At 61.8% G+C, this 20,498-nt stretch carries 16 protein-coding genes and 1 pseudogene; 9 read left to right on the forward strand and 8 right to left on the reverse strand.

All coding sequences use genetic code 11. From position 1 onward, the window contains the following. Positions 1–92: 92 nt before the first annotated feature. The 3 genes and pseudogenes from QF050_RS20360 to QF050_RS15255 all read left to right on the forward strand — a co-directional run. Positions 93–194: pseudogene (locus QF050_RS20360) on the forward strand (hypothetical protein); the annotation flags it as partial. Between the two features lie 88 nt (positions 195–282). Continuing rightward, positions 283–858, forward strand: a complete 576-nt coding sequence (locus QF050_RS15250; protein ID WP_308931177.1) for an SDR family oxidoreductase — start codon at positions 283–285, stop codon at positions 856–858. Positions 859–1,033: 175 nt separating this feature from the next. After that, positions 1,034–1,609 carry a carboxymuconolactone decarboxylase family protein gene (locus tag QF050_RS15255; RefSeq protein ID WP_308931178.1) on the forward strand — a complete coding sequence of 192 codons (576 nt, stop codon included), beginning with the start codon at positions 1,034–1,036 and terminating at the stop codon, positions 1,607–1,609. 412 nt (positions 1,610–2,021) lie between these two features. On the opposite strand, the gene QF050_RS15260 is transcribed toward QF050_RS15255, so the two are convergent. From QF050_RS15260 to QF050_RS15295, 8 genes are all read right to left on the reverse strand, one after another. Continuing rightward, positions 2,022–2,150, reverse strand: coding sequence for a helix-turn-helix domain-containing protein (locus QF050_RS15260; RefSeq protein ID WP_308931179.1), 129 nt, complete (start codon positions 2,148–2,150; stop codon positions 2,022–2,024). Continuing rightward, a complete protein-coding gene (locus QF050_RS15265; RefSeq protein ID WP_308931180.1) occupies positions 2,151–2,285 on the reverse strand; it encodes a hypothetical protein in 135 nt (44 codons plus the stop codon). A gap of 1,255 nt (positions 2,286–3,540) precedes the next feature. Then, positions 3,541–5,352, reverse strand: a complete 1,812-nt coding sequence (locus QF050_RS15270; protein WP_308931181.1) for a long-chain fatty acid--CoA ligase — start codon at positions 5,350–5,352, stop codon at positions 3,541–3,543. A 464-nt stretch (positions 5,353–5,816) separates the two neighbouring features. Continuing rightward, a complete protein-coding gene (locus QF050_RS15275; protein ID WP_308931182.1) occupies positions 5,817–7,916 on the reverse strand; it encodes a M28 family peptidase in 2,100 nt (699 codons plus the stop codon). Positions 7,917–8,156: 240 nt separating this feature from the next. Continuing rightward, positions 8,157–9,158 (reverse strand): sugar phosphate isomerase/epimerase, encoded by a 1,002-nt coding sequence (locus tag QF050_RS15280; protein ID WP_308931183.1) that lies wholly within the window; start codon positions 9,156–9,158, stop codon positions 8,157–8,159. 26 nt (positions 9,159–9,184) lie between these two features. Then, positions 9,185–10,360: a Gfo/Idh/MocA family oxidoreductase gene (locus QF050_RS15285; protein ID WP_308931184.1), complete on the reverse strand. Its 1,176-nt coding sequence runs from the start codon at positions 10,358–10,360 to the stop codon at positions 9,185–9,187. A gap of 20 nt (positions 10,361–10,380) precedes the next feature. Then, complete coding sequence (locus tag QF050_RS15290; protein WP_308931185.1) at positions 10,381–11,502, reverse strand: Gfo/Idh/MocA family oxidoreductase; 1,122 nt, start codon at positions 11,500–11,502, stop codon at positions 10,381–10,383. Continuing rightward, entirely contained in the window at positions 11,499–12,245 is a 747-nt protein-coding gene (locus tag QF050_RS15295; protein ID WP_308931186.1) for a sugar phosphate isomerase/epimerase, read from the reverse strand. Before QF050_RS15295 ends, QF050_RS15290 begins: the two co-directional genes overlap by 4 nt. A 486-nt stretch (positions 12,246–12,731) precedes the next feature. Between QF050_RS15295 and QF050_RS15300 the strand changes: the two genes are divergently transcribed. The 6 genes from QF050_RS15300 to QF050_RS15325 all read left to right on the forward strand — a co-directional run bounded on the left by QF050_RS15300 (position 12,732) and on the right by QF050_RS15325 (position 20,215). Then, the gene (locus QF050_RS15300; RefSeq protein WP_308931187.1) at positions 12,732–14,051 is read left to right on the forward strand and encodes an ABC transporter substrate-binding protein; all 1,320 of its coding nucleotides are present in this window, start codon (positions 12,732–12,734) and stop codon (positions 14,049–14,051) included. Positions 14,052–14,108: 57 nt separating this feature from the next. Continuing rightward, positions 14,109–15,050: an ABC transporter permease gene (locus tag QF050_RS15305; protein ID WP_308931188.1), complete on the forward strand. Its 942-nt coding sequence runs from the start codon at positions 14,109–14,111 to the stop codon at positions 15,048–15,050. Further along, positions 15,047–16,858, forward strand: a complete 1,812-nt coding sequence (locus QF050_RS15310; protein ID WP_308931189.1) for a dipeptide/oligopeptide/nickel ABC transporter permease/ATP-binding protein — start codon at positions 15,047–15,049, stop codon at positions 16,856–16,858. Before QF050_RS15305 ends, QF050_RS15310 begins: the two co-directional genes overlap by 4 nt. Then, positions 16,851–17,714 (forward strand): ATP-binding cassette domain-containing protein, encoded by an 864-nt coding sequence (locus QF050_RS15315; RefSeq protein ID WP_308931190.1) that lies wholly within the window; start codon positions 16,851–16,853, stop codon positions 17,712–17,714. Before QF050_RS15310 ends, QF050_RS15315 begins: the two co-directional genes overlap by 8 nt. Next, complete coding sequence (locus tag QF050_RS15320; protein ID WP_308931191.1) at positions 17,714–19,486, forward strand: sulfatase-like hydrolase/transferase; 1,773 nt, start codon at positions 17,714–17,716, stop codon at positions 19,484–19,486. The genes QF050_RS15315 and QF050_RS15320 overlap by 1 nt, the downstream gene beginning before the upstream one ends. A gap of 135 nt (positions 19,487–19,621) precedes the next feature. Next, on the forward strand, positions 19,622–20,215 hold the full coding sequence (locus QF050_RS15325) for a PadR family transcriptional regulator (RefSeq protein WP_308931192.1): 594 nt from the start codon (positions 19,622–19,624) through the stop codon (positions 20,213–20,215). Positions 20,216–20,498 lie beyond the last annotated feature (283 nt).

The raw sequence follows: 20,498 nt of genomic DNA on the forward strand, positions 1-20,498 counted from the left end.
CTCCCGCACGTAACTGTAGACAGGATCGTATCTTCGGGCTAGCATTTTTCGTACAACGAAACTAATTATCGCACAATGAGAATGGAGATGCAATGAGTCGTACTGAGTGGCTTGGCCTCGCTGGCAAGAAAGTGTTAGTGGCTGGCGCTGGCGGACTGGGGTCCGCCGTAGCCTCAGGGTTTGCAGAAGCTGCAGCCGACGTACTGGTGGTCGACCGGGACGAGGAACGGCTGGCAAAGCTAGCCGTGGAACCCGCATTTCAGGCCGCCGGAGGGCATACTCTTGCCGCGGACCTTACCCGCGGCAGGCAGCGGGACGGCCGTGGTGGAACACGCGCTGAAAGTCCTCGGCGGCCTGGACGTAGTAGTGCACAGCATTGGCATAAATGTCCGGCGGCCGGCAGTGGACTATGGAGAAGAGGACTGGCGGCGCATCGTGGACACCAACCTGTCTACCGGGTTCCGCCTGGCGCAAGCAGCAGGCAGGCACATGCTTGGGCAGAAGAACGGCCGAATCATATTCTTTTCCTCAGTCTCGGGTCTGCTGGCTCATAAAGACCACGCCCCTTATGCTGCAACCAAGGGTGGAATCAACCAGCTCATGCGCGTGCTGGCTGCCGAGTGGGCGAGCCAGGGCATTACTGTCAACGCTGTGGCGCCGGGGTATGTTGAAACCCCGCTGACGGAGGCCTACCTGGACAAGCCCGGCGTCCGGGAGAATCTTGTCAGCCTCGTTCCGGCTGGCCGCTTGGGAACTCCAGACGAGGTGGTCGGGCCGGTCCTCTTTCTAGCCTCGCCCCACGCCTCATTTGTGACCGGGCACGTAATGTACATCGACGGCGGCCGTACCTTGGACTAAGCCCCGTCCCCAGGAAACACGTTCAATTCAGAATTGCTTCGGAGGAACCATGAGCCCAGAGAAACTCTCACAGGGGGCCTTGTCCATGCCGGCGCAAATATAAGCCCCTCAAGCGGAGCGGGTTCCGTGTGGCCGGTACCCGTTCCGTGTTTCCAACTCCAAGACTAGGAAGACTATGTCTAAGCGGCACCGCAGCCTGACTAAGGACCAGCTTGATGCTGCCCAGAGGGAACTCTACGACAGTATTCTCAATGGTCCGCGCGGGGCCGTCAAACAGCTGTTTCCTCTGGCGGCACAAGACGGCTCGCTCAACGGTCCTTTTGGTGTCATGCTGCATGCGCCAGTCCTGGGCCACGCATTGCAGGACTTGGGCACGGCGATACGCTACAAGTCCACGCTCAGCGGTCGAGTACGTGAGGTCAGCATCCTCAGGGTTGCAGCTGTAGAGGGAAGTGCGTTTGAATGGTTTGCCCATGAGCGGGTGGGCAAGGCAGTCGGTCTGACAGATGAGGAGCTGCTGGGGATCCGCGCCGGCAATTTTAAGTCGGCTGACGAATCGGAGCAGGCCGGGTTTGAGATGGTCGATGCCCTGCTGGTCAGTAGTGACGTCTCTGATGAAGAGTTCCATCGGATAGCAGGATTGATTGGCGTGCAGCAGATTTACGAACTCGTCGTCCTCGTTGGTTATTATCGGACGCTGGCGCAGACTATGCGCGTCTTCGGAGTCGACGTGCCGCAGATCGACGACTGAGTTGGGTGCTGTCCCGAAGCGCCGTGGGGGACGCGCTCGCCCAACTATGGATGACGCACCCTGAATGGACGGTCCCGGATGACCCGTCCGACTTCGGCCAGGCCCATAACGGACTTGTCTCCCTCAGATTCGCCTTCGTGGGTGCAAGCCTGAGGATCCGAGGCGCAACAGGCGCCCCCAAGAACTAGCCCTTCCCCTGCCGGCGATCTCGAATACTCCCTGCCCATCCTGACGCGGTCTGAGCGGCGCCGCCATACTGACCACCTCCCCGAGGCGGAGCATCCGTACCCAAAAATTAGCTATCCCTGGGTTCGCCCCGCCAGCATCGGGGAGGCAAGCCCCTCCCGTACACACGTTCTGCCTTTAAACCCCGATGAGAAGTGTTCACTTGCCTGCAACGGAGACTCCGCTGCTAGAGCCCCCGCAGCCGGTGCAGCAAGAGCACGACGTGCAGGGATGTCCTGGATTCGGCATCGTCGAGATCCGCCGCCAGCAGCTCCTTCAGTTTAACCAGCTGCGCGTACAGGGTAGGGCGGCTCAACTAGCCACTGCGGGCTATCGCCGCCGCGTTGTCCCCGGATTCGAGATACTTCCCGAGCAGTCCCAGCCGGTCGTCCTGGCCTCGAGCTTCCGCCGTCAGGACGGACGCCAGCTCCGATTCAACGAACTGCTCCATACGCGGGTCGTGGCGAAGCAGGCCCACGAGTCCCCGGAACTGAACATCCGTGGCGCGGTAGAACGACCTGCCGCCGTCGCGCAGAGTCGCCGCCGTCTCGGCAATTTGGGCCGTTTCGTCGATGCCCGCGGCAGCCTCGAGGAGGGAATCCGTGAGCCGACCGACGCCGATGGTCCAGCCCGGCGCAGCCCCGGCCCACGCGCCCCGGAACGAAGCGCCTGCTCGGCATCGGCCCGGGCAAGGTACTGGAGCACCGCGTCCTGGAGCTGGCGTGCCGGCAGGCCCAAAATGATGCCCACCGAACCGGATCGGACGCTGGCCGTCAAGGCGGTCCTGGAGCCGGCCAAGAGGTCCGCGAGCTCTGCATACGGCACGCATCGTCTTCATAGCCGACAAAGTCATGACCGGCTTCGGCCGCACCGGGACATGAATTGCCGTCGAGCACTTCGACGTCGTCCCGGACCGGCAGACCCGCGAGCCCCTGGCCCCCTATGGCGGTTCAAGCCCGGAAATGAACCAGCTGGTGGCGGCCTTCAAGTCCCGCAGGCTGCCCGTTACCTTTCACGAACTTCAACCGCATCCACGTCATTCCGCCGTGCAACACGAGCCTGGAAGTCACCCAAAATGGCCTGGACATTCTGAACTCCGTACTGGACATCGCGGAGGGTTTCGCCGCCTGATGAATTGGGATATTCGGGCCGTCAAGTCCGAGGAGTACGCCTGTGGGTGAGCTTTCCAGATGATGTCCGACGCGGCTTCGCTTCTGACTTACCGGCCGGATTACTCGCTGATGTGACTTGCCGCCGAGGGCGGCTCCTTCCTTGAGCCCTTCGAACCGGCTCTCGGATATGAATTCGGGGTCGAGTCCGAACTAATTAGTCCGTTGCGGCCCTGCCGCCCGGAACTAGCTCAAGAGGGATGCGAACTCATCTGAAGACAGGCGACGGAATCGTCTGCTGTCCGCCGCCCCTTCACCGGGCAGGAGCTTCGAGCCTTCTTCGACCGGAGCGATGATGAAGTCGGCCACCCCATCGCCAACGGTCCGTAATCCGCGGCCGAGTGGCGTTCCCCCACCTCCCGTCCGAGGAACTTGGTCCTTCATCATGAACCTGCCGCTCAGGTCCATGCCGAGATCACCAGACCTGTCCAAGGCGTGGCCGGACCGGCTACTTGTTGCGGGGACTCGGTGACCGTCAAGTTGGGGAGTCGGCAATGCAGCCGGCTCATGATGCATGTCTTAGGTTCGGAGGGTCGGTTAGACGGCTTGCGGCGGCGTCCTGTTGGTGTAGATCTGATCGATTTCGGTTTCGAATTGGCTGAGGACCATGGCCCGCTTGACGGACAGCTTAGGTGTGAGCTGACCGGCGGCTTCAGTGAAGTCCATGGGAAGAATGAGGAATTTGCGGATGGATTCAGCCCGGGAGACGCGTAAGTTTCCCCCATCGATCGCACGCTGCACCTCCTCAGTCACCGCAGGATGCCTGGCTGCTTCGACCAGGCTGATCGTGGAATCCAGATCCTTGGACTTGAGCCAGGGAGTGAGCATGTCGCGGTCGAGGGTGACCAGTGCTGAAATGAAGGGCCGCTGGTCACCTACAACGACGACCTGACTTATGATGGGATTGGCTCTGATCGGGTCTTCCAGTACAGCCGGGGCGACGTTCTTTCCACCCGCCGTGACGATCAGCTCTTTTTTTCTTCCGGTGATCGTGAGGTATCCCGCCGCGTCGAGGCAGCCGATGTCTCCAGTGCGGAACCATCCGTCACTGAACGCGGCCGCAGTTGCGTCAGGGTCGTCCCAGTACTCCCGGAATTGACTCACACCTCTGATCTGGATTTCGCCGTCCTCGGCAATGCGGACTGACACGCCCGGAAGGGCCGCTCCGACCGAGCCTATGGAGAAGCTGCCGGGCCTGTTTACCGATACGGGAGCGGTTGTCTCCGTCAGGCCGTAGCCTTCCAGAATCGTGAGTCCAAGACCTCGGTAGAAGTGGCCAAGGCGTTCGCCCAGCGGCGCAGACCCGGAGACTGCGTAACGAAGATTCGATCCGAGAGCCGCCCTGATCTTGTGCAGGACAAGCCTGTCGTACACAGCGAACCCGATCCGTAGCCGCAACGGAATCCGTCCTGCGTCAATTGCCTTCGAGTAGGCGATCGCTGTTTCGGCAGCCTTACGGAATACGCCCCCCTTGCCCGCGGCTTCGGCCTTTTGCTCGCTGGAGTTGTAAACCTTTTCAAAGATCCGGGGCACGGCAAGGAGAAAACTGGGTTGAAACGAGTTGAGCGTCAAAAGGAGTCTGGAAAGGTCCGGCTCGTGTGCTACTTTGACGCCGCCATGGACAGCGAGCACGGCAATGAATCGGGCGAAGACGTGTGCCATGGGCATGAAAAGCGCAGTGGAACCCCCGGGCGCAAAGACTTCCGGAATTGCGGCCAGAGTGTTGCGGCAGAGCTCTACGAAGTTCCCGTGGGTCAATACGCAGCCCTTTGGATCGCCGCTGGTCCCCGAGGTGTAGATGATCGTTGCAATATCAGCCTCATTGGCGCGAGAGCGTCGACGTTCGAGCGCTACGTCACTGATCCGCTCACCGGCCCTTTTGAGGGATTCGAGGTCGCCGCCCTCGATTTGCCAGACCTGTGAGACGCCGGGAATCTCATTCTTTAGGGAATCAAATGCAATCCTGTGGTTTCTCGTTTCCACTATGAGCGCACAGGCCTGAGAGTTACGAAGGTTCCATCGCACCTGGTAGGGCGAGGAAGTTTCGTAAATTGGGACGATGCAGGCCCCGGACCACCAGACGGCGAAGTCAATGAGCGTCCATTCGTATCGTGTGCGCGACAGGAGCCCGATCTTGTCGCCTGGCTGGATACCGGCGGAGATAAGACCTTTGGCCAGTGCCTTGACTTCTTCCAGAAAGTCGCAGGCCCTGACGTTCGCCCAATCTCCGTCGATGTAACGGGAAAACAGCGAAGCATTCGGCGTCTGGGCAACACGCTCCAGCAGCAGATCGGTAATATTGGCCCCAGGGGTTTCCGCCACCAGGGGCCGTACCTCGGACTTGTGCATGGTTCTTTTCTCCTTCATGTCGTCGTGTTCCCGAATGGGGGCATTAGTTCGTGGCTGATTGCTGGCCTGGGACCCAATCCGATAGCACATGGAGATGGGCTCAGGGGCTGCAACGTCTAACGCCCACCGGCGTTACGGGCTCGGGTTAGCAGACACGCGGGTCGTAGAGTATTCAAGGTATGAAATAGGCTCGACGCTTGAATTTAAGCGTAGGTGGGCCCATCGTCGAGGACTTCGGGGGCCTTCAACTCCATCGCGGCCGACTCGATGTGTTTGCCAGCACCAATTTCTCGCAGTTGGGTTGTTCTGACCCTGTGTGATGACATGACCAGCCGGCTCCCAGTGCTTCGGTGCGCTGCGAAACTCTCGCCCGGACCAGGGCAGGTCCGACGCCGTGCCTGCGGCGGTTCGGCAGCTGTGAAGGTGGTAGCGTTCGGCCGGGTGGCCAAAGAATGGTCACAGCCTCAGCATCCTGTGCCGACGATGGACGACGCATCCGGGTGGATCATGCGTGTCACCCAGCCGGTCGTTTCGGGAACCAATGCGAGGAGGTCCGGATGCGTTTGCTCGTCCAGCGCATCCGAGACTGTCTGGCGCATGGCGTAAACGGCGCTGAGGGTCGCCGCTTTGGAGACGTCGATTCCGTTGTGTGCGAGCTGATAAGCCAGCGTGTGGGCGAGGCCAGCGAGGGCTCGTCGGCGAATGCTTCTGGCCGGATAACCGAGTGTCTCCATCTCGACCTGGAATGCTCGCGCGGTGACGAGATCCCTCTGCAGCGCGTCGACGTAGTTTTCCACGAAGGCTGCGATGGTGTCGATCGCCCTGTCCTGCGGCTCGGCGGAAGCGGTCAGCTGGTCGGTTAGAACGTCGATGAACCGCTGGTATGCGGCGAAGATGCAGGCGTCTTTGTCCTCGTAGCAGACATAGAACGCGGTCTGCGATACTGACGCATCTTTGCATATCTCACGAATTCCGAAATCCCGATATCCCTTGGATGCGAGAAGTTCGGTCGCCGCGATCATCAAACGCTCCCTGTGAGCGTTTTCGATCAGGTCTCTTGCGATGCGGTGGCGTCCGTGCGGCAGTTCGGGCGGGACGGAGAAGAACACTCCGTCTGTGACCTTGCTGGGCACTCCCGCCGGTGTGCCACCCGCAGCACGGGTCTTCCTCGTGGCAGCGGCGATCGCCGTGGCTGACTGGTTCGCCGCACGGAGGTCGGAACCTTTCGTGCTCATCAGCGTGTCGAGCAGGGAACGTTGGGCTGCCGCCATGGCGGCAAGCGCCTGGCGGGGTACCTTTTCGGCGGTGTCCTCGGGCGAGTGGTACCACGACGGGGCCAGCGTCACATTGTAACTCGGCACGTAAGGCGGAAGGTGGCTGATGGTGGACGCTGGTCCCAGGACGGGCTCAACTGGGACACCGAAGGCCGCCATGTGCTCCGTGATGTGGGAGCGCAGCAGCTCGTTCTCTGCGGCGATCACCCCGTGGGCGACGGTGTTGCCGGGTGCTGCCTGATCGATGCCGGCGGCCATGTGGTCGAGCCAGTTGAACGCAACCGTTCGTGGAAGGAGGTCTTCCTCGTGCTTTTCCACGAAGTGGTACAGGTCGAAGTCGCCGGTGTCGTGGGCTCCGCTGGCGAGGAAGACCATCGTCTTGGCACGCTTCCCGACCGGCAGGGCCGCGTAGTGGCGCATGAGTCCGAGGAGGACCGCATTGCCTGTCGCGTTGTCGACGGCACCGTCGAATGTGCTGTCGTAGTGTGCGGCCACGATGATGATTTCGTCTGTCAGGCCGGGCAGTACGCCGACGACGTCATCCACGATGGCGCGCAGCCGGTGCTCGCCGGGGCCGAGCGAACCACCGGTGACGACGAGCTCTTCTCCCTTGGGCACGTCGGTGAGGACGTTGCTGAGCTCGATCTCGAGCCCGGCTTTCGCCGTCTCCGCGAGGCGGTCGAAATCCGTTTGCCCGACAGTGAAGGCGGGAATGGCTCCGAGCTGCGCGGCCCCTTTGTGCGTGGGGAAGTTCTGTGCGAAGTGCATGAGCATTACGGCGTTGCCGGGCGCTCCGGCACGCCGGACGTACCCCGCTGCTCCCCTCTTGACGGCGGCGGCGTACAGGCCATGGTCGCGCACCGGACTGCCGTCGGTGGAGGAGAAGTTACCGATGTAGCTGACGTCGACGAGGAGGACCTTGCCGGTGATGTCGATGTTGGCCAGGTCCGGGCTTCCTGTTCGCGCGTCGATATAGACGGCTTTGCCTCTGACGGCTCCCGGTGCGGAGTACCAGATGGGGATGGAGTTTGCCTGCCACGGCACGTCGTCACCGGTCCCCAACGCGGGGTGACCGGTCAGCGACCATTCCTGTGGGTAGTAGAGATTGAAGGGCCAACTCTCGACCGTCGTGGCAAGGCCCTTGCGTTCAAACTGCTCCCTGAAGAACGAAGCTGTGCGTAGCGCGGCGGGCGATCCGTTCCTCCTCCACCCGAACCCGGTGATGGTGTGCACATCGGCCATGAGCGACTGCTCGCTGAGCGGATCATGTTCCTGCTTGTTGGTGTTCATCCTGTTTCCCTAACATCACGAGTTGTTGCGAGCCGATGACCGCGCCACCGCCGGGGAAGGGCGCGACCCGGAAGGCCTTGTCGGGCCATATCACAGCCATGCACGGGGGCATCAGCGAGATCCGTGTGGGCACCTCGCTGATGACGGCGTCAAGCACGGGTACAGACATCTCTATCCGTCCTCGAAGGGGGTGATGGTTAGCATTCAGATAAGAACAGCGGTTGTTACTCATATGATGCGTCAGTCGTTGCTGCTGAAGGCGGCGTCGAAGCTGGTTTGGGAGGCGGGGAAGTCGTTTTTTTTGAGGTTGGCGAGGGCTTCGGGGGCGCCGTGGAGGCGGTCCATGCCGGCGTCTTCCCATTCGATGCTGATGGGGCCGTTGTAGCCGATCGCGGACAGGGCGCGGAAGGAGGCTTCCCAGGGGACGTCGCCGCGTCCGGCGGAGACGAAGTCCCAGCCGCGGCGGGGGTCGCCCCAGGGCAGGTGGGAGCCCAGGACGGTGTTCCGGCCGGTGGGGCGGAGCTTGGTGTCCTTGCAGTCCACGTGGTAGATCCGGTCTTTGAAGTCCCAGATGAAGGAGACGGGGTCGATGCCTTGCCACATCATGTGCGAGGGGTCCCAGTTCAGGCCGAACGCTTCGCGGTGGCCGATGGCTTCGAGGGTGCGGACGGTGGTCCAGTAGTCGTAGGCGATCTCGGAGGGGTGGACTTCGTGGGCGAACCGGACCCCTTGTTCGTCGAAGACGTCCAGGATGGGGTTCCAGCGGTCGGCGAAGTCCTGGTAGCCGGCGTCGATGACTTTTTCCGGGACGGGCGGGAACATGGCGACGTATTGCCAGATGGAGGAACCGGTGAACCCGACGACGGTGTCCACGCCGAGGGCTTTGGCGAGCCGGGCGGTGTGCTTCATTTCCTCGGCGGCGCGGGTCCGGACGCCCTCGGGGTCGCCGTCGCCCCAGACCTTCGTGCCCACGATGGCTTCGTGGCGGAAGTCGATCGGGTCATCGCAGACGGCCTGGCCCTTGAGGTGGTTGGAGATGGCCCAGACCTTGAGGTTGTACTTCTCCAGGATTTCGAGTTTGGCGTCGACGTAGCCGGGTTCGTCCCAGCGCCAGGCGTCCAGGTGGTCCCCGGAGACGGCGATTTCCAGGCCGTCGTAGCCCCAGCCGGAGGCCAGGCGCGCGACTTCCTCGAAGGGCAGGTCGGCCCACTGGCCGGTGAACAGGGTGAAGGGGCGGGGCATGCAGGGCTCCTTGGAAGATAAGGGCGCTAGTGGCGCACGACGGTGAGGGTGCTTTTGTTGGCTGCGGATTCTTCTACGGCGTCCAGGACGCGCTGGACGTTCAGTCCTTCTTCGAACGACGGCGAAGGCTGGGTTCCGTTCCGGATGGCCGTCAGGAAGTCGCGGATCTGGTGGGTGAAGGTGTGTTCCCAGCCGATCACATGGCCCTGGGGCCACCACGCGTCCAGGTAGGGGTGCTCGGGTTCGTTGACCAGGATCCGGCGGAAGCCCTGCTCGCGAACGGGCAGGGTAGCGTCCAGGAACCTGAGTTCATTCAGCGACTCCAGGTTGAAGGTCAACGCGCCGTCGGTGCCGTACATCTCTATCTGAAGGCTGTTCTTCTGACCGGTCGCCACGCGGGATGCTTCGACGGAGGCGCCGATGTCTCCAGTAAGCCAGAAGGTTGCCCACGCGGCGTCGTCCACGGTGACGTCCTCCAGCCCGTCCGGGCCCGGCCGCTGGGTGACGAACGTCTTCAACACCCCGGAGGCCTCAAGGATAGTTTCCCCGGTGAGGTACTGGATCTGGTCAATGGCGTGGGAGGCGATGTCCCCGAGGGCGCCGGAGCCGGCGGTTTCCTTGCGCAGCCGCCAGCTCATGGGGGCCTGGGCGTCGGCGAGCCAGTCCTGCAGATAGGCTGCCCGGACGTGCCGGACGGTGCCCAGGCGTCCCTCGGCGATCAGTTCCCTGGCCAGGGCCAGCGCCGGGACACGGCGGTAGTTGAATCCGATCATGGACTGCACCCCCCAGGCGCGGGCCTTGGCGGCCGCGGCGGTCATGAGTTCGGCCTCGGCCAGGGTGTTGGCCAGCGGCTTCTCCACCAGCACGTGCTTGCCTGCCTCCAGCGCTGCGATGGCGATCTCGGCATGCATCCAGCCCGGCGCGCAGATGTCCACGATGTCGATGTCATCCCGGGTGATCACGGTGCGCCAATCCGTAACCGACTCGGCCCAGCCATATCTGGCGGCAGCCTCTGCCACGGCGCCGGCGTCCCGGCCCACCAGGACCTTCTGCTCGAAGGCCTGGACGTCGAAGAAGCTGGCCACGTTCCGCCATGCATTCGAGTGCGCCTTGCCCATGAAGGCGTAACCGATCGCGGCCACACCCAGCGGGCCCTGGCCCCGGGCAGGGGTGTGGTCGGGTGCGTGACCGGGGATGGTCATGTTCTTGTTCCTCGCTGTTTCTAGAGAGTTGCGGTTTCCGGCGCCCAGTCCTCAGGGACGGCAGCCGAGACGGGTGCGTTGCTGGTGACATCCACGAACGAGCCCGATTCAATGGACTCGGCGATCGAGACCATGCTGTCCAGCACGTGGTAAGCGAGGTCGCCCGTGGCGCGGTGCGGGAGGCCGGCACGCAAGGCGCGGGCCATGTCCAGCACGCCCAGGCCGCGGCCGTTGGCGGGTCCGGTCGCCGGGATGAACTCCGGTTCTCCCACGCCCGGACGCCACAGATTCAGCCCGCCGTCGAAATAGTTCGGGTCCGGCAGCGAAAGCGTAGCCTCCGAGCCGGTGATTTCCACGAACCCAGTCCGTCGGCGCGGGGACTCGAAGCTGAACACGCTGTGCGAGGACTGGCCGCCCTCGAACTGGAGCATCGCACTGACGTGCGTGGGCACCTCGACGGCGAACTCCTCCCCGGCCTTGGGGCCAGAACCAATGACGCGAGCCGCTTTCGCGCAAGAGCCGACGGCGGCCACCTTCCGGACCGAGCCGAAGGTCTGAACCAGGGCGGTGAGGTAGTACGGACCCATGTCGAACAGGGGACCGGCGCCGTACTGAAACAGGAAGGCCGGGTTCGGGTGCCAGGACTCCGGGCCCGGGGTCTGGAACGTGGTCAAACCGGTCAACGGCGTGCCGATGTCACCGCGCTCAATAATGCGCCGCGCGGTCTGCAGGCCCGCACCAAGGAACGTGTCCGGGGCGGTGCCCAAACGGATACCAGCCGCGTATGCCGCCTTGAGCAGGCCAAGCCCGGACTCGCGCTCCAGGGAGAAGGGCTTCTCGGTCCAGACGTGCTTGCCTGCGTTAACGGCGGCGGTGGCCACCTCTACGTGCGCCGCGGGAATGGTCAGGTTAACGATGATTTCGACGTCGGGATGGTTCAGCGCCACCTCAGGCGCACCGAATTCCGGAATCCCGTATTCCTTGGCCCGTGCCGCGGCGGCCTCGACGAAGATGTCCGCGATCACCAGGACTTTAAGGTCGGGGAAGACCGTGAGGTTGTTCAGGTACTGCTTGCTGATGTTACCCGCGCCGATGACGGCGACGCCCACAGGGCCTTTGCGGTTTGATGGAGAGAAGCTCATGCCTTCGCTCCTGCCGACTGTGCATTGAGGAAAGCGAGGCTTTCGGCGATGCCCTCGAAGATGTCACCGGAGTAGTCATCGAACTCCACCACGCCAACTTCCAGGGACTTGGCAGCAGCCATGACATCCAGGACCGGGATGCTGCCCTGGCCTGCGGGGAGCTGGGCAGCCTTTTCGCGATTTATTGGTCCGTCCTTTATGTGGATGAGCTTAACCCGGCCACCCAGGCGCGCCACGAGCTCCGCGGGATCCTGGCCACCAACAGCAACCCAATAGGTGTCCACCTCCAGGACCACCTCCGGGGCCAGCAACCCCTCGAAATACTCCAATGCGGTCTTGCCCTCGATAGTGGACTCCAGCTCCCACGCATGGTTGTGGTAGCCCACTCGGATGCCATACTCGGCACCCTTCTTAGCAGCGGCGTTGAGCTTCTCCGCGGTCGCTCGGATGGTTTCGGCGTCCTGCCAGTGCTCGGCCGGGAGGAATGGGTCAATGACGGTGGCGATGCCCAGTTCCTTGGCAGCTGCGAAAATCTCGTCCTGATCGGCAGAAAGCAGCGGTGCGTGGCCGGAAGGCGCAGTGAGCCCGTTCTCCTTCAGTGCGGCGCCGAGCTCCTTGGCCGTGGCCACGAAGTTGTACGGTTCAACCTGCGTGAAACCGATCTCAGCAACCTTCTTGATGGTCCCAGGCAGATCCTCCTGGATGGCGTCGCGGAGGGTGTACAGCTGGAGTGAATACGACATGGGTTCCTTTAGATAAATGCGCCCGTCGAAAACGGCGCAGCGGAGCGATGCGGTCCCGCGTTGCCGGAGGGATCTCTGCAAGCGGAACCTATAGGAATATTCCCATAGTAGATTCGAAATTGAGCTTGTCAATGGGCGCCACTGACCAATTGCCCGTCCGCCCGCGGGAAATGGTGCTTGACATCACATTCACCGGCGCTCACTATAGGACTATTCCCATAGCCCACCGGTGTATCTGTGCCGGAACATTCAAAGGAGAATGCAGTGCATTCACCCAAACGAACGACGGCCGCCCTTGCAGCCCTAACGGCCCTCGGCCTTCTGCTCTCAGCCTGCGGAAACGGTGGCCAATCGACTGGCGCGGCCAGTGCGGGAGGATCTTCAGGGACGCTGACAATCGCTGCCGTCTCGGACAACAATTCGTTCGATCCCGCAGCCCTGGAGATTGGCAACAAGGTCCACTACTGGATGCCGGTCTACGACACCTTGCTGGTCTTCGACGAGAACGCAGAGTTGAAGCCAAATCTGGCTACTGCCTGGACGTATAACTCAGACAACACGGTGCTTAATCTCAAACTTCGTAGCGGGGTCAAGTTCACGGACGGCACGCCATTCGACGGCGCAGCAGTCAAGGCAAACTTGGAGCACCTGAAGGCCGGGAAGGGCCAGAACGCATACATGGCCGACTCCATCTCCAGCGTCGACGTCGTCAGCCCCACCGAAGTAAACCTCAACCTCACGGCGCCCGACCCCGGCCTGGTGTTCTACCTCGGCGTTGTCGGCGGCGCCATGGCCAGCCCTGCTGCAGAAACCTCCCCCGAGATCGCCACAACACCGGTCGGCAGTGGTCCCTACAAGCTGGACAAGAGCGCGACAACGCTCGGCAGCCAGTACACCTACACACGAAACCTCGACTACTGGAACAAGGATGCCTTCCCATACGACAAAATCGTCGTTAAGCCCATTTCTGACGCCACGGCACGGCTCAATGCCCTGAAATCCGGTCAGGTTGATTCAGGCCTGATTGAAGCGAAGAGCGTCAAGGAGGCCGAGGCAAGCCGGCTCAACATCATCAACCCTCCGATTGACTGGCGAGGCCTGTTCATCGCCGACCGGGAAGGCAAGACTGTTCCGGCACTCGGCGACGTGCGCGTCCGGCGCGCAATCAACCTCGCCATTGATGGTGGCGCCCTTCTTAAGAGCCTCCAACTCGGCCAGGGTGAAGTGACCGATCAAATCTTCAACAAGAAGAGCCAGGCATACGTTTCCGACCTGGACAACAAATACCGTTTCGACGTCGACGCCGCCAAGAAGCTGATGCAGGAAGCCGGCTATGCGGACGGTTTCGAGGTCCTGATGCCTGATTTGGCTGGCTTCCCGGATGTAACACCCATTCTCGAGCAGCAACTGAGCGCTATCAACATCAAGGTCAAGTGGCAGAAGGTTTCGGCGGACTCAACAATCTCCGCTTTGCTGTCAGGAAAGTTCCCGATGTTCTTCTTCTCACTGGGCAGCCAGTCAGCCTGGCAGGACATCCAGAAGGTGGCCCTGCCGACATCTCCCTGGAACCCCGCCAAGGTCAACAATGCGGAGCTGAACGCCCTCGTGCAGGCAGCCCGGGTTGCAAAGCCCGGTGACGAACAGAACAGAGCGATGCAGGCTGTCAACACCTGGCTGGTGGACAACGCCTGGTTCGCGCCCTTGTACCGCTCCAATATCATCATCGCTTCCAGCGTCAAAACGAATGTGACCCCCCAACCGTGGAACGCGGTCCCCTGGATCCGGAACTACCGGCCCGCTTCCTAAACCGACCAGGTGGTGGCCCGCATGAGCGGGGCACCACCACTTCCAGACGGTGAACCCATGATCAATTTCCTGGCACGTCGCCTCCTCTCCGGCGTCGTCCTCATCCTCGTCATCACGACAATCACTTATGCACTCATCTACTCCAATGCCGCCAACGCCGCGCGCAACATCCTTGGCGAAAGTGCCACGGCAGCAGACGTCGCAGCTAAGGCCAAGGAACTGGGACTGGACCGCCCGCTCCACGTCCAGTATCTGGACTGGCTCAGCAACGCAATCCACGGCGATTTTGGCGTTTCCTGGTTCACCAACGAACCCGTCAGCAGCCTTCTAGCAAATCGGCTTCCGGTCACCTTGTCCATAGTCATCTTCGCCGTTCTGATGACAGCCTTCGTCAGTGCCGTCCTCGGCGTCACAGCTGCGGTCCGTGGCGGCTGGGTCGACCGGCTCCTGCAGGTGGTCAGCGTCATTGGCTTCTCCCTGCCGAACTTCTGGGTAGCACTGGTGCTCGTTGTCCTGCTCGCGGTAGTGGTGCCCATCTTCCCCGCCACCGGCTATGTCCCGGCCACAGAATCGCTGTCCGGTTGGTTCCTGGCACTCATCCTCCCCGTGACTGCCCTAGTCCTGGGTGGCATTGCCTCAGCCGCACAGCAAATCCGCGGCGCGGTGATCGATGTGCTGGACATGGACTACGTCCGCACGCTGCGGGCCCGTGGATTGAGTTCCACCAGCGTGCTACTCAAGCACGTTCTGCGGAACGCCGCTCCGCCGGCATTGACCATCCTTTCCCTGCAGTTCATTGCGCTGCTGGGCGGAGCCGTCGTCATCGAACGGGTCTTCGCCATCCCCGGCATGGGCACCCTGACCATCAACTCGTCCTTGCAGGGCGACATCCCCGCCCTGATGGGCGTTGTGGTGGCCCTGGTGATCCTCGTCGTGATCGTCAACCTCGTCATCGACCTTGCCAATGGCTGGATCAACCCGAAAGCACGCCTCCAATGACCGAAGCAACCACAGCCCTCACGAGTGCCCCGCTGCCCGTAGCGCCCGGACGCGTCTCCATCACCCGGACAGTCCTTCGCAACCCGCTGGGACTGACCGCACTCATCATCCTGACACTGATCATCCTGATCAGCGTCGTCGCTCCATCCTTCGCCCCCCACAGCCCGACGGAAGTGAAGATCGACAAGATCCTTGCACCGCCAAGTGCTGACTACGTGCTTGGGGGTGACGGCGCCGGACGGGATGTGTTCAGCCGCCTCATCTGGGCAGGTCAAAACACTTTGCTCGGGGCGTTGATCGCGGTATCGATCGCGTTGGTACTCGGCTCCCTCGCCGGGCTGGTCGCCGGGTACTTCGGCAGGGCCTTCGACGCCACGTCCAGCTGGGGCGCCAATATCCTGATGGCCCTGCCTCACATGATCGTTCTCCTCGCCCTCTACCAGACCTTGGGCGGATCGATGTATTCCACCATGGCAGTCTTCGGAGTCATGCTCTCACCGGGATTCTTCCGGCTAGTCCGCAACCAGGTCATCGCCGTCAAGAACGAACTGTACGTCGACGCTGCACGAGTTTCAGGGCTCAGTGACACCCGGATCATCAGCCGGCACGTCCTGCGCGTTGTCCGCTCGCCCATCATCATCCAAACAGCGATCATTGCGGGTATCGCCATCATCATCCAGTCCGGCCTGGAATTCCTCGGCCTAGGAGATCCCGCAACGCCAACCTGGGGAGGGATACTGCAGAACGCGTTCAGCAACATCTACATCGACCCCCCCGGCATCCTTTGGCCCGGGTTGGTCATCGCCGCGACGGTGGCGTCCCTGGTCCTTTTGGGCAACGCTATCCGCGACGGGCTGCAAGGACCCCGCGCATCCGCTGCGCGCCCCCGCGCCCTGCCCCGGCACGGACATGGTCAATCCCGTACCCACAACACCGAACCGCTCAACACCGACTCCGGAAATGGTCCCCTTCTTCGCGTCCAGGACATCCAGGTCGGCTACGGCAGCACCGCGAACCCCCTCACCGTCGTCAGGGGGGTCAGTTTCGACGTAGCGGCCGGAGAGATTGTCGGAATTGTCGGTGAATCAGGCTCAGGCAAGACGCAAACCGCGTTTTCGATCCTGGGGCTCCTCCCCCGTGGCGGCAGAGTCCTCTCCGGATCGATCCAATTCCGGGGACGGGACATCACCTTCGCCCCCGAGAACGAAATGCAAAAGCTCCGAGGACGTGAGCTCTCCTACATCCCGCAGGAACCCATGAGCAACCTCGACCCGTCCTTCACCATCGGACACCAACTGGTCGAACCCATGCAGGCGGTCCTCAAGATCTCCAAAGAGGAAGCCCGCAAGCGTTCGCTTGCGCTCCTGGAACGGGTCGGCATAGCGGACCCGGAACGCACCTTCCGTTCCTACCCCCACGAAATCTCCGGCGGCATGGCTCAACGTGTGCTCATTGCCGGGGCAGTCTCCTGTGAGCCGAAACTCCTAATCGCTGATGAACCCACCACGGCACTGGATGTGACAGTCCAGGCCGAAGTACTCGACCTGTTGCGGGACCTGCAGCGCGAAATGGGGATGGGCATCGTCCTGGTCACGCACAACTTCGGCGTCGTCGCCGACCTGTGCGACCGCGTCGTCGTTATGCAGAACGGACGAGTGGTGGAAACCAACGACGCGGAAACGCTGTTCTCCGCCCCCTCCGACCCCTACACCCAAGCCTTGCTCGCTGCCACCCTGGACGGTGCCCCGCCACGTCCACCCTTGGCTGTCACGGCCGCAGGGACGAGAAAAGGAAACAACGATGTCTGAGAGAGTTACATCTGCACCCCTCCTTGAAGCCAAAAACATCGTCGTCGAATTCCCCATGAAGGGGTTCCGCAAACCGCCGTTCCGGGTCCTTCACGGCGTCTCACTCGACATACTCCCCGGGGAAACTGTCGGACTTGTGGGAGAATCCGGATCGGGCAAAACAACAATCGGGCGGGCCATCCTTGGTTTGATCGAACCCGCCGCCGGCACCATCACTTTCGACGGGCAGGACATCACCAAACTGCACCGGAGGGAGCGGCGCAAACTCAGCGACTCTATCCAGGTCGTCTTCCAAGATCCCTACACATCCCTGAACCCTACGATGACCGTCGGAGACATCCTCAGTGAACCACTGCTGGTCAAAGCAGAGCTGAAAGGCTCCGCAAGGAACCGGATTCGAGAACTCCTTGACCAGGTGGGACTTCCTACTGGCGCCGTGGGTAAATTCCCCAGGGAGTTCTCCGGCGGTCAGCGGCAGCGGGTTGCGATCGCTCGCGCGCTGGCACTTTCCCCCCGGCTCATTGTCTGCGACGAACCCGTCTCGGCCTTGGACCTCTCCACACAGGCCCGCGTCCTGGATCTCTTCATCGAAATCCAAGAAAGGACCGGGGTGGCCTACCTCTTCGTGTCTCATGACCTTTCAGTGGTCCGTCACATCAGCCACCGGGTCGCCGTGATGTACAAGGGAAACATCGTCGAATACGGAGACGGAGACCAAGTCACTTCCGACCCGGTGCACCCCTACACACAAAAACTCCTGATGTCAGCGCCGGTGGCAAACCCGGTCCGACAGCGGGAACGCCGCCTTGAGCGGCAGATGATGCTGGCAGTTGCCGGCACGAAAGGACAGAACTGATGCGCGCCATCGTTGTCATGTTCGATAGCCTGAACCGGCGCATGCTGCCCCCTTACGGGGCCGAAGGCGTCCACGCCCCCAATTTTCAGCGATTGGCCCGCTCCACGGCCATGTTCAACAACTGTTACGCGGGCAGTATGCCGTGCATGCCAGCCAGACGGGAGATGCACACCGGGCGCCACAACTTCCTGCACAGGTCCTGGAGTCCGCTGGAACCGTTCGACGACTCGGTTCCCGAGATCCTGAAAGGACAAGGCGTCTACACCCATCTTGTCACCGACCACCAGCACTACTGGGAAGACGGCGGCGCTACCTACCACAACCGCTTTAGCACCTACGAGTTCTTCCGCGGCCAGGAAGGCGATGCCTGGAAGGGCCACGTCGCGCCTGCCACCGCACCGGCCACGCTGAATGCCGACAACCAGCTCACCAGACAGGACTGGATCAACCGCGAGTACCTCAAGGAGGAAACTGACCACCCACAGACCCGGACCTTTGACGCCGGACTTGAGTTCATGCAGACCAACGTCGACCAGGACCGGTGGATGCTCCAGATCGAGTGCTTTGACCCGCACGAGCCGTTCTTCAGCTATGACAAGCATCGAAAGCAGTACGGTCTGGAAGATGCCGAGGGCCCCTACTTCGACTGGCCTTCATATCGTCGCGTCATCGAGGAGGACGACGTCGTCGACCGGGCACGCAACGAATACCTATCATTGCTCTCCATGTGCGACCGGTCGCTCGGACGGGTTATGGACTTCATGGACGAGCACGATATGTGGCAGGACACCCTCCTCATGGTCTGCACCGACCACGGTTTCCTTTTGGGTGAACACGGCTGGTGGGGCAAGAGCGTCCAACCTTGGTACGACGAGACCATCCACACCCCGCTGTTCATCTGGGACCCCCGCACCAACGTTTCCGGCCAGACGCGGGAGAGTCTCGTGCAGACCATCGACTTCGGCCCTACTCTCCTTGAGTTCTTTGGGGTCGATCGGACGACCGATATGCAGGGCAAACCGCTGGTGTCTGTTATCGAAAGTGACGAGCCGGTACGGGAGGCGGCACTGTTCGGCATCTTCGGATCCCACGTAAATGTCACCGACGGGCGATACGTGTACATGCGGTCCTGCGCGACGCCTGCGAACACGCCACTCTTCGATTACACGCTTATGCCGATGCACATGCGAAGCCGGTTCAAGGTGGAGGAACTTCGCGAAGCCGTCCTGGTTGACGGTTTCTCCTTCACGAAGGGCGTCCCGCTGCTCCGCGTGCCAGGGTGGACCATGGGCAGCCCCTACGGTTTCGGGACCCTGCTCTTCGATCTTGAATGGGACCCGCACCAGGAAAACCCCCTTAAGGACACCCAGCTGGAGCAACGTATGGCAACACTTCTCGTGGAACTCATGCGGGCAAATGAAGCTCCGGCGGAACAGTTCGTGCGCTTGGGGCTGCCAGGGACGGGTCCTGTGGGCGAAGAGCACTTGCTGATCGAACAGCACTGGCCACAGGTAGTGGCTTCCAAGGCGCCAGCAGCCCGCGTGCAAGATTTTCCAGCGGACGCGATTGTCGCTACCGTGCCGCTATCCGCGCTGCTCAAAAATCAGCACCAACGGGAGACTCTTGTGGCCGCGATGCCGGCGCTGGGGAACGGTGCGTCCCTCGCAATGTTCGCAACCCGCACCGTCGTGGAAGCAGCGGCCATGACCCCGAACCTACGGGTTGCAGAAATCCTGAAGCTGGAATCTGCCCTCTCCCAAGCAGACAACTAATGACGGGCTCACTGCTTGAGGCTGGGCCCCTTAATACCTGGCGCCGGCATTGGCAAAGCTGACGGTAAACTGGGTCGCCAGCACAGCTGGGTGGGCTGTCAAAGACCTCCGAAAGCTTGAGACAGGAGCCGTGACATGAAGTTTGAAGAAGTCCTTCTGGCCTTAATCGCGCGGGCGCCTTCCAGCGGATATGATCTAGGACGCTGGCTGGCCACTGAGGGGCAATTCATTCGTGCCAACGCCGACCAATCCCAGATCTACAAGACCCTCAACCGTCTCCTGAAACAGGGCCTAATTGAGTTCACCATAGAGGAGCGCGACGGAGCTCCCGATGCAAAGGTCTACACCGTCACGCCCGCGGGAGGGCAACACCTCAGGGAGCAGACGGAGTCACAGTACGTACCTCCTGCTCGGTGGCAGGAGCCGGACTTCACCGCGCGGCTTAACTGCCTTGTTCCCCTGAACCCTCCTACTCTGATCCCGCTCATTGAGACAGAACTTGCATTTCGCCGTGATCAGGTCCGCCGATACCGGCACCGTGACCGTACCGTCCGGCTGGTGCCAGGAATCGTTCCACTGGATGCAGAGTTCGTGGCTGAACTGTCCGATGCCGTGCATAATCGCGGCGCCGCTGCATTGGACGCCTGGATTGAGTGGCTGGAACAACAGCATGAAAAGTGGACCGCCTACCTGGCTACCCAGGCTCAAGAAGGCGCTCGTGTGAGCTAGTCCCCACAGAAACAGCGTGAATCGCCTCACCGCTTTAGGCCCGTGTGCTGAGGTTGATTCGTGACACAGGGCACAATTTGAAAGAAATTCCTCAGGGTGGAATCCGAAATTCCGCAGCCCACGACAGGTTGCTGTTCGTCTTCGCTGCCCGGGGCTCAACGCGTCACAGTGGACGCCGCGTTTCCTGCCCCAAAGGATCACCGTCCCGTTGTCCATAGGGACGTGGTGATCCCAGCTGGATCCTTCCTCATGGGAGACAGTTTCGACGAGGGCTACCCCGGCG

The sequence above is a fragment of the Arthrobacter sp. SLBN-112 genome (assembly GCF_030944625.1).
GTDB lineage: Bacteria > Actinomycetota > Actinomycetes > Actinomycetales > Micrococcaceae > Arthrobacter.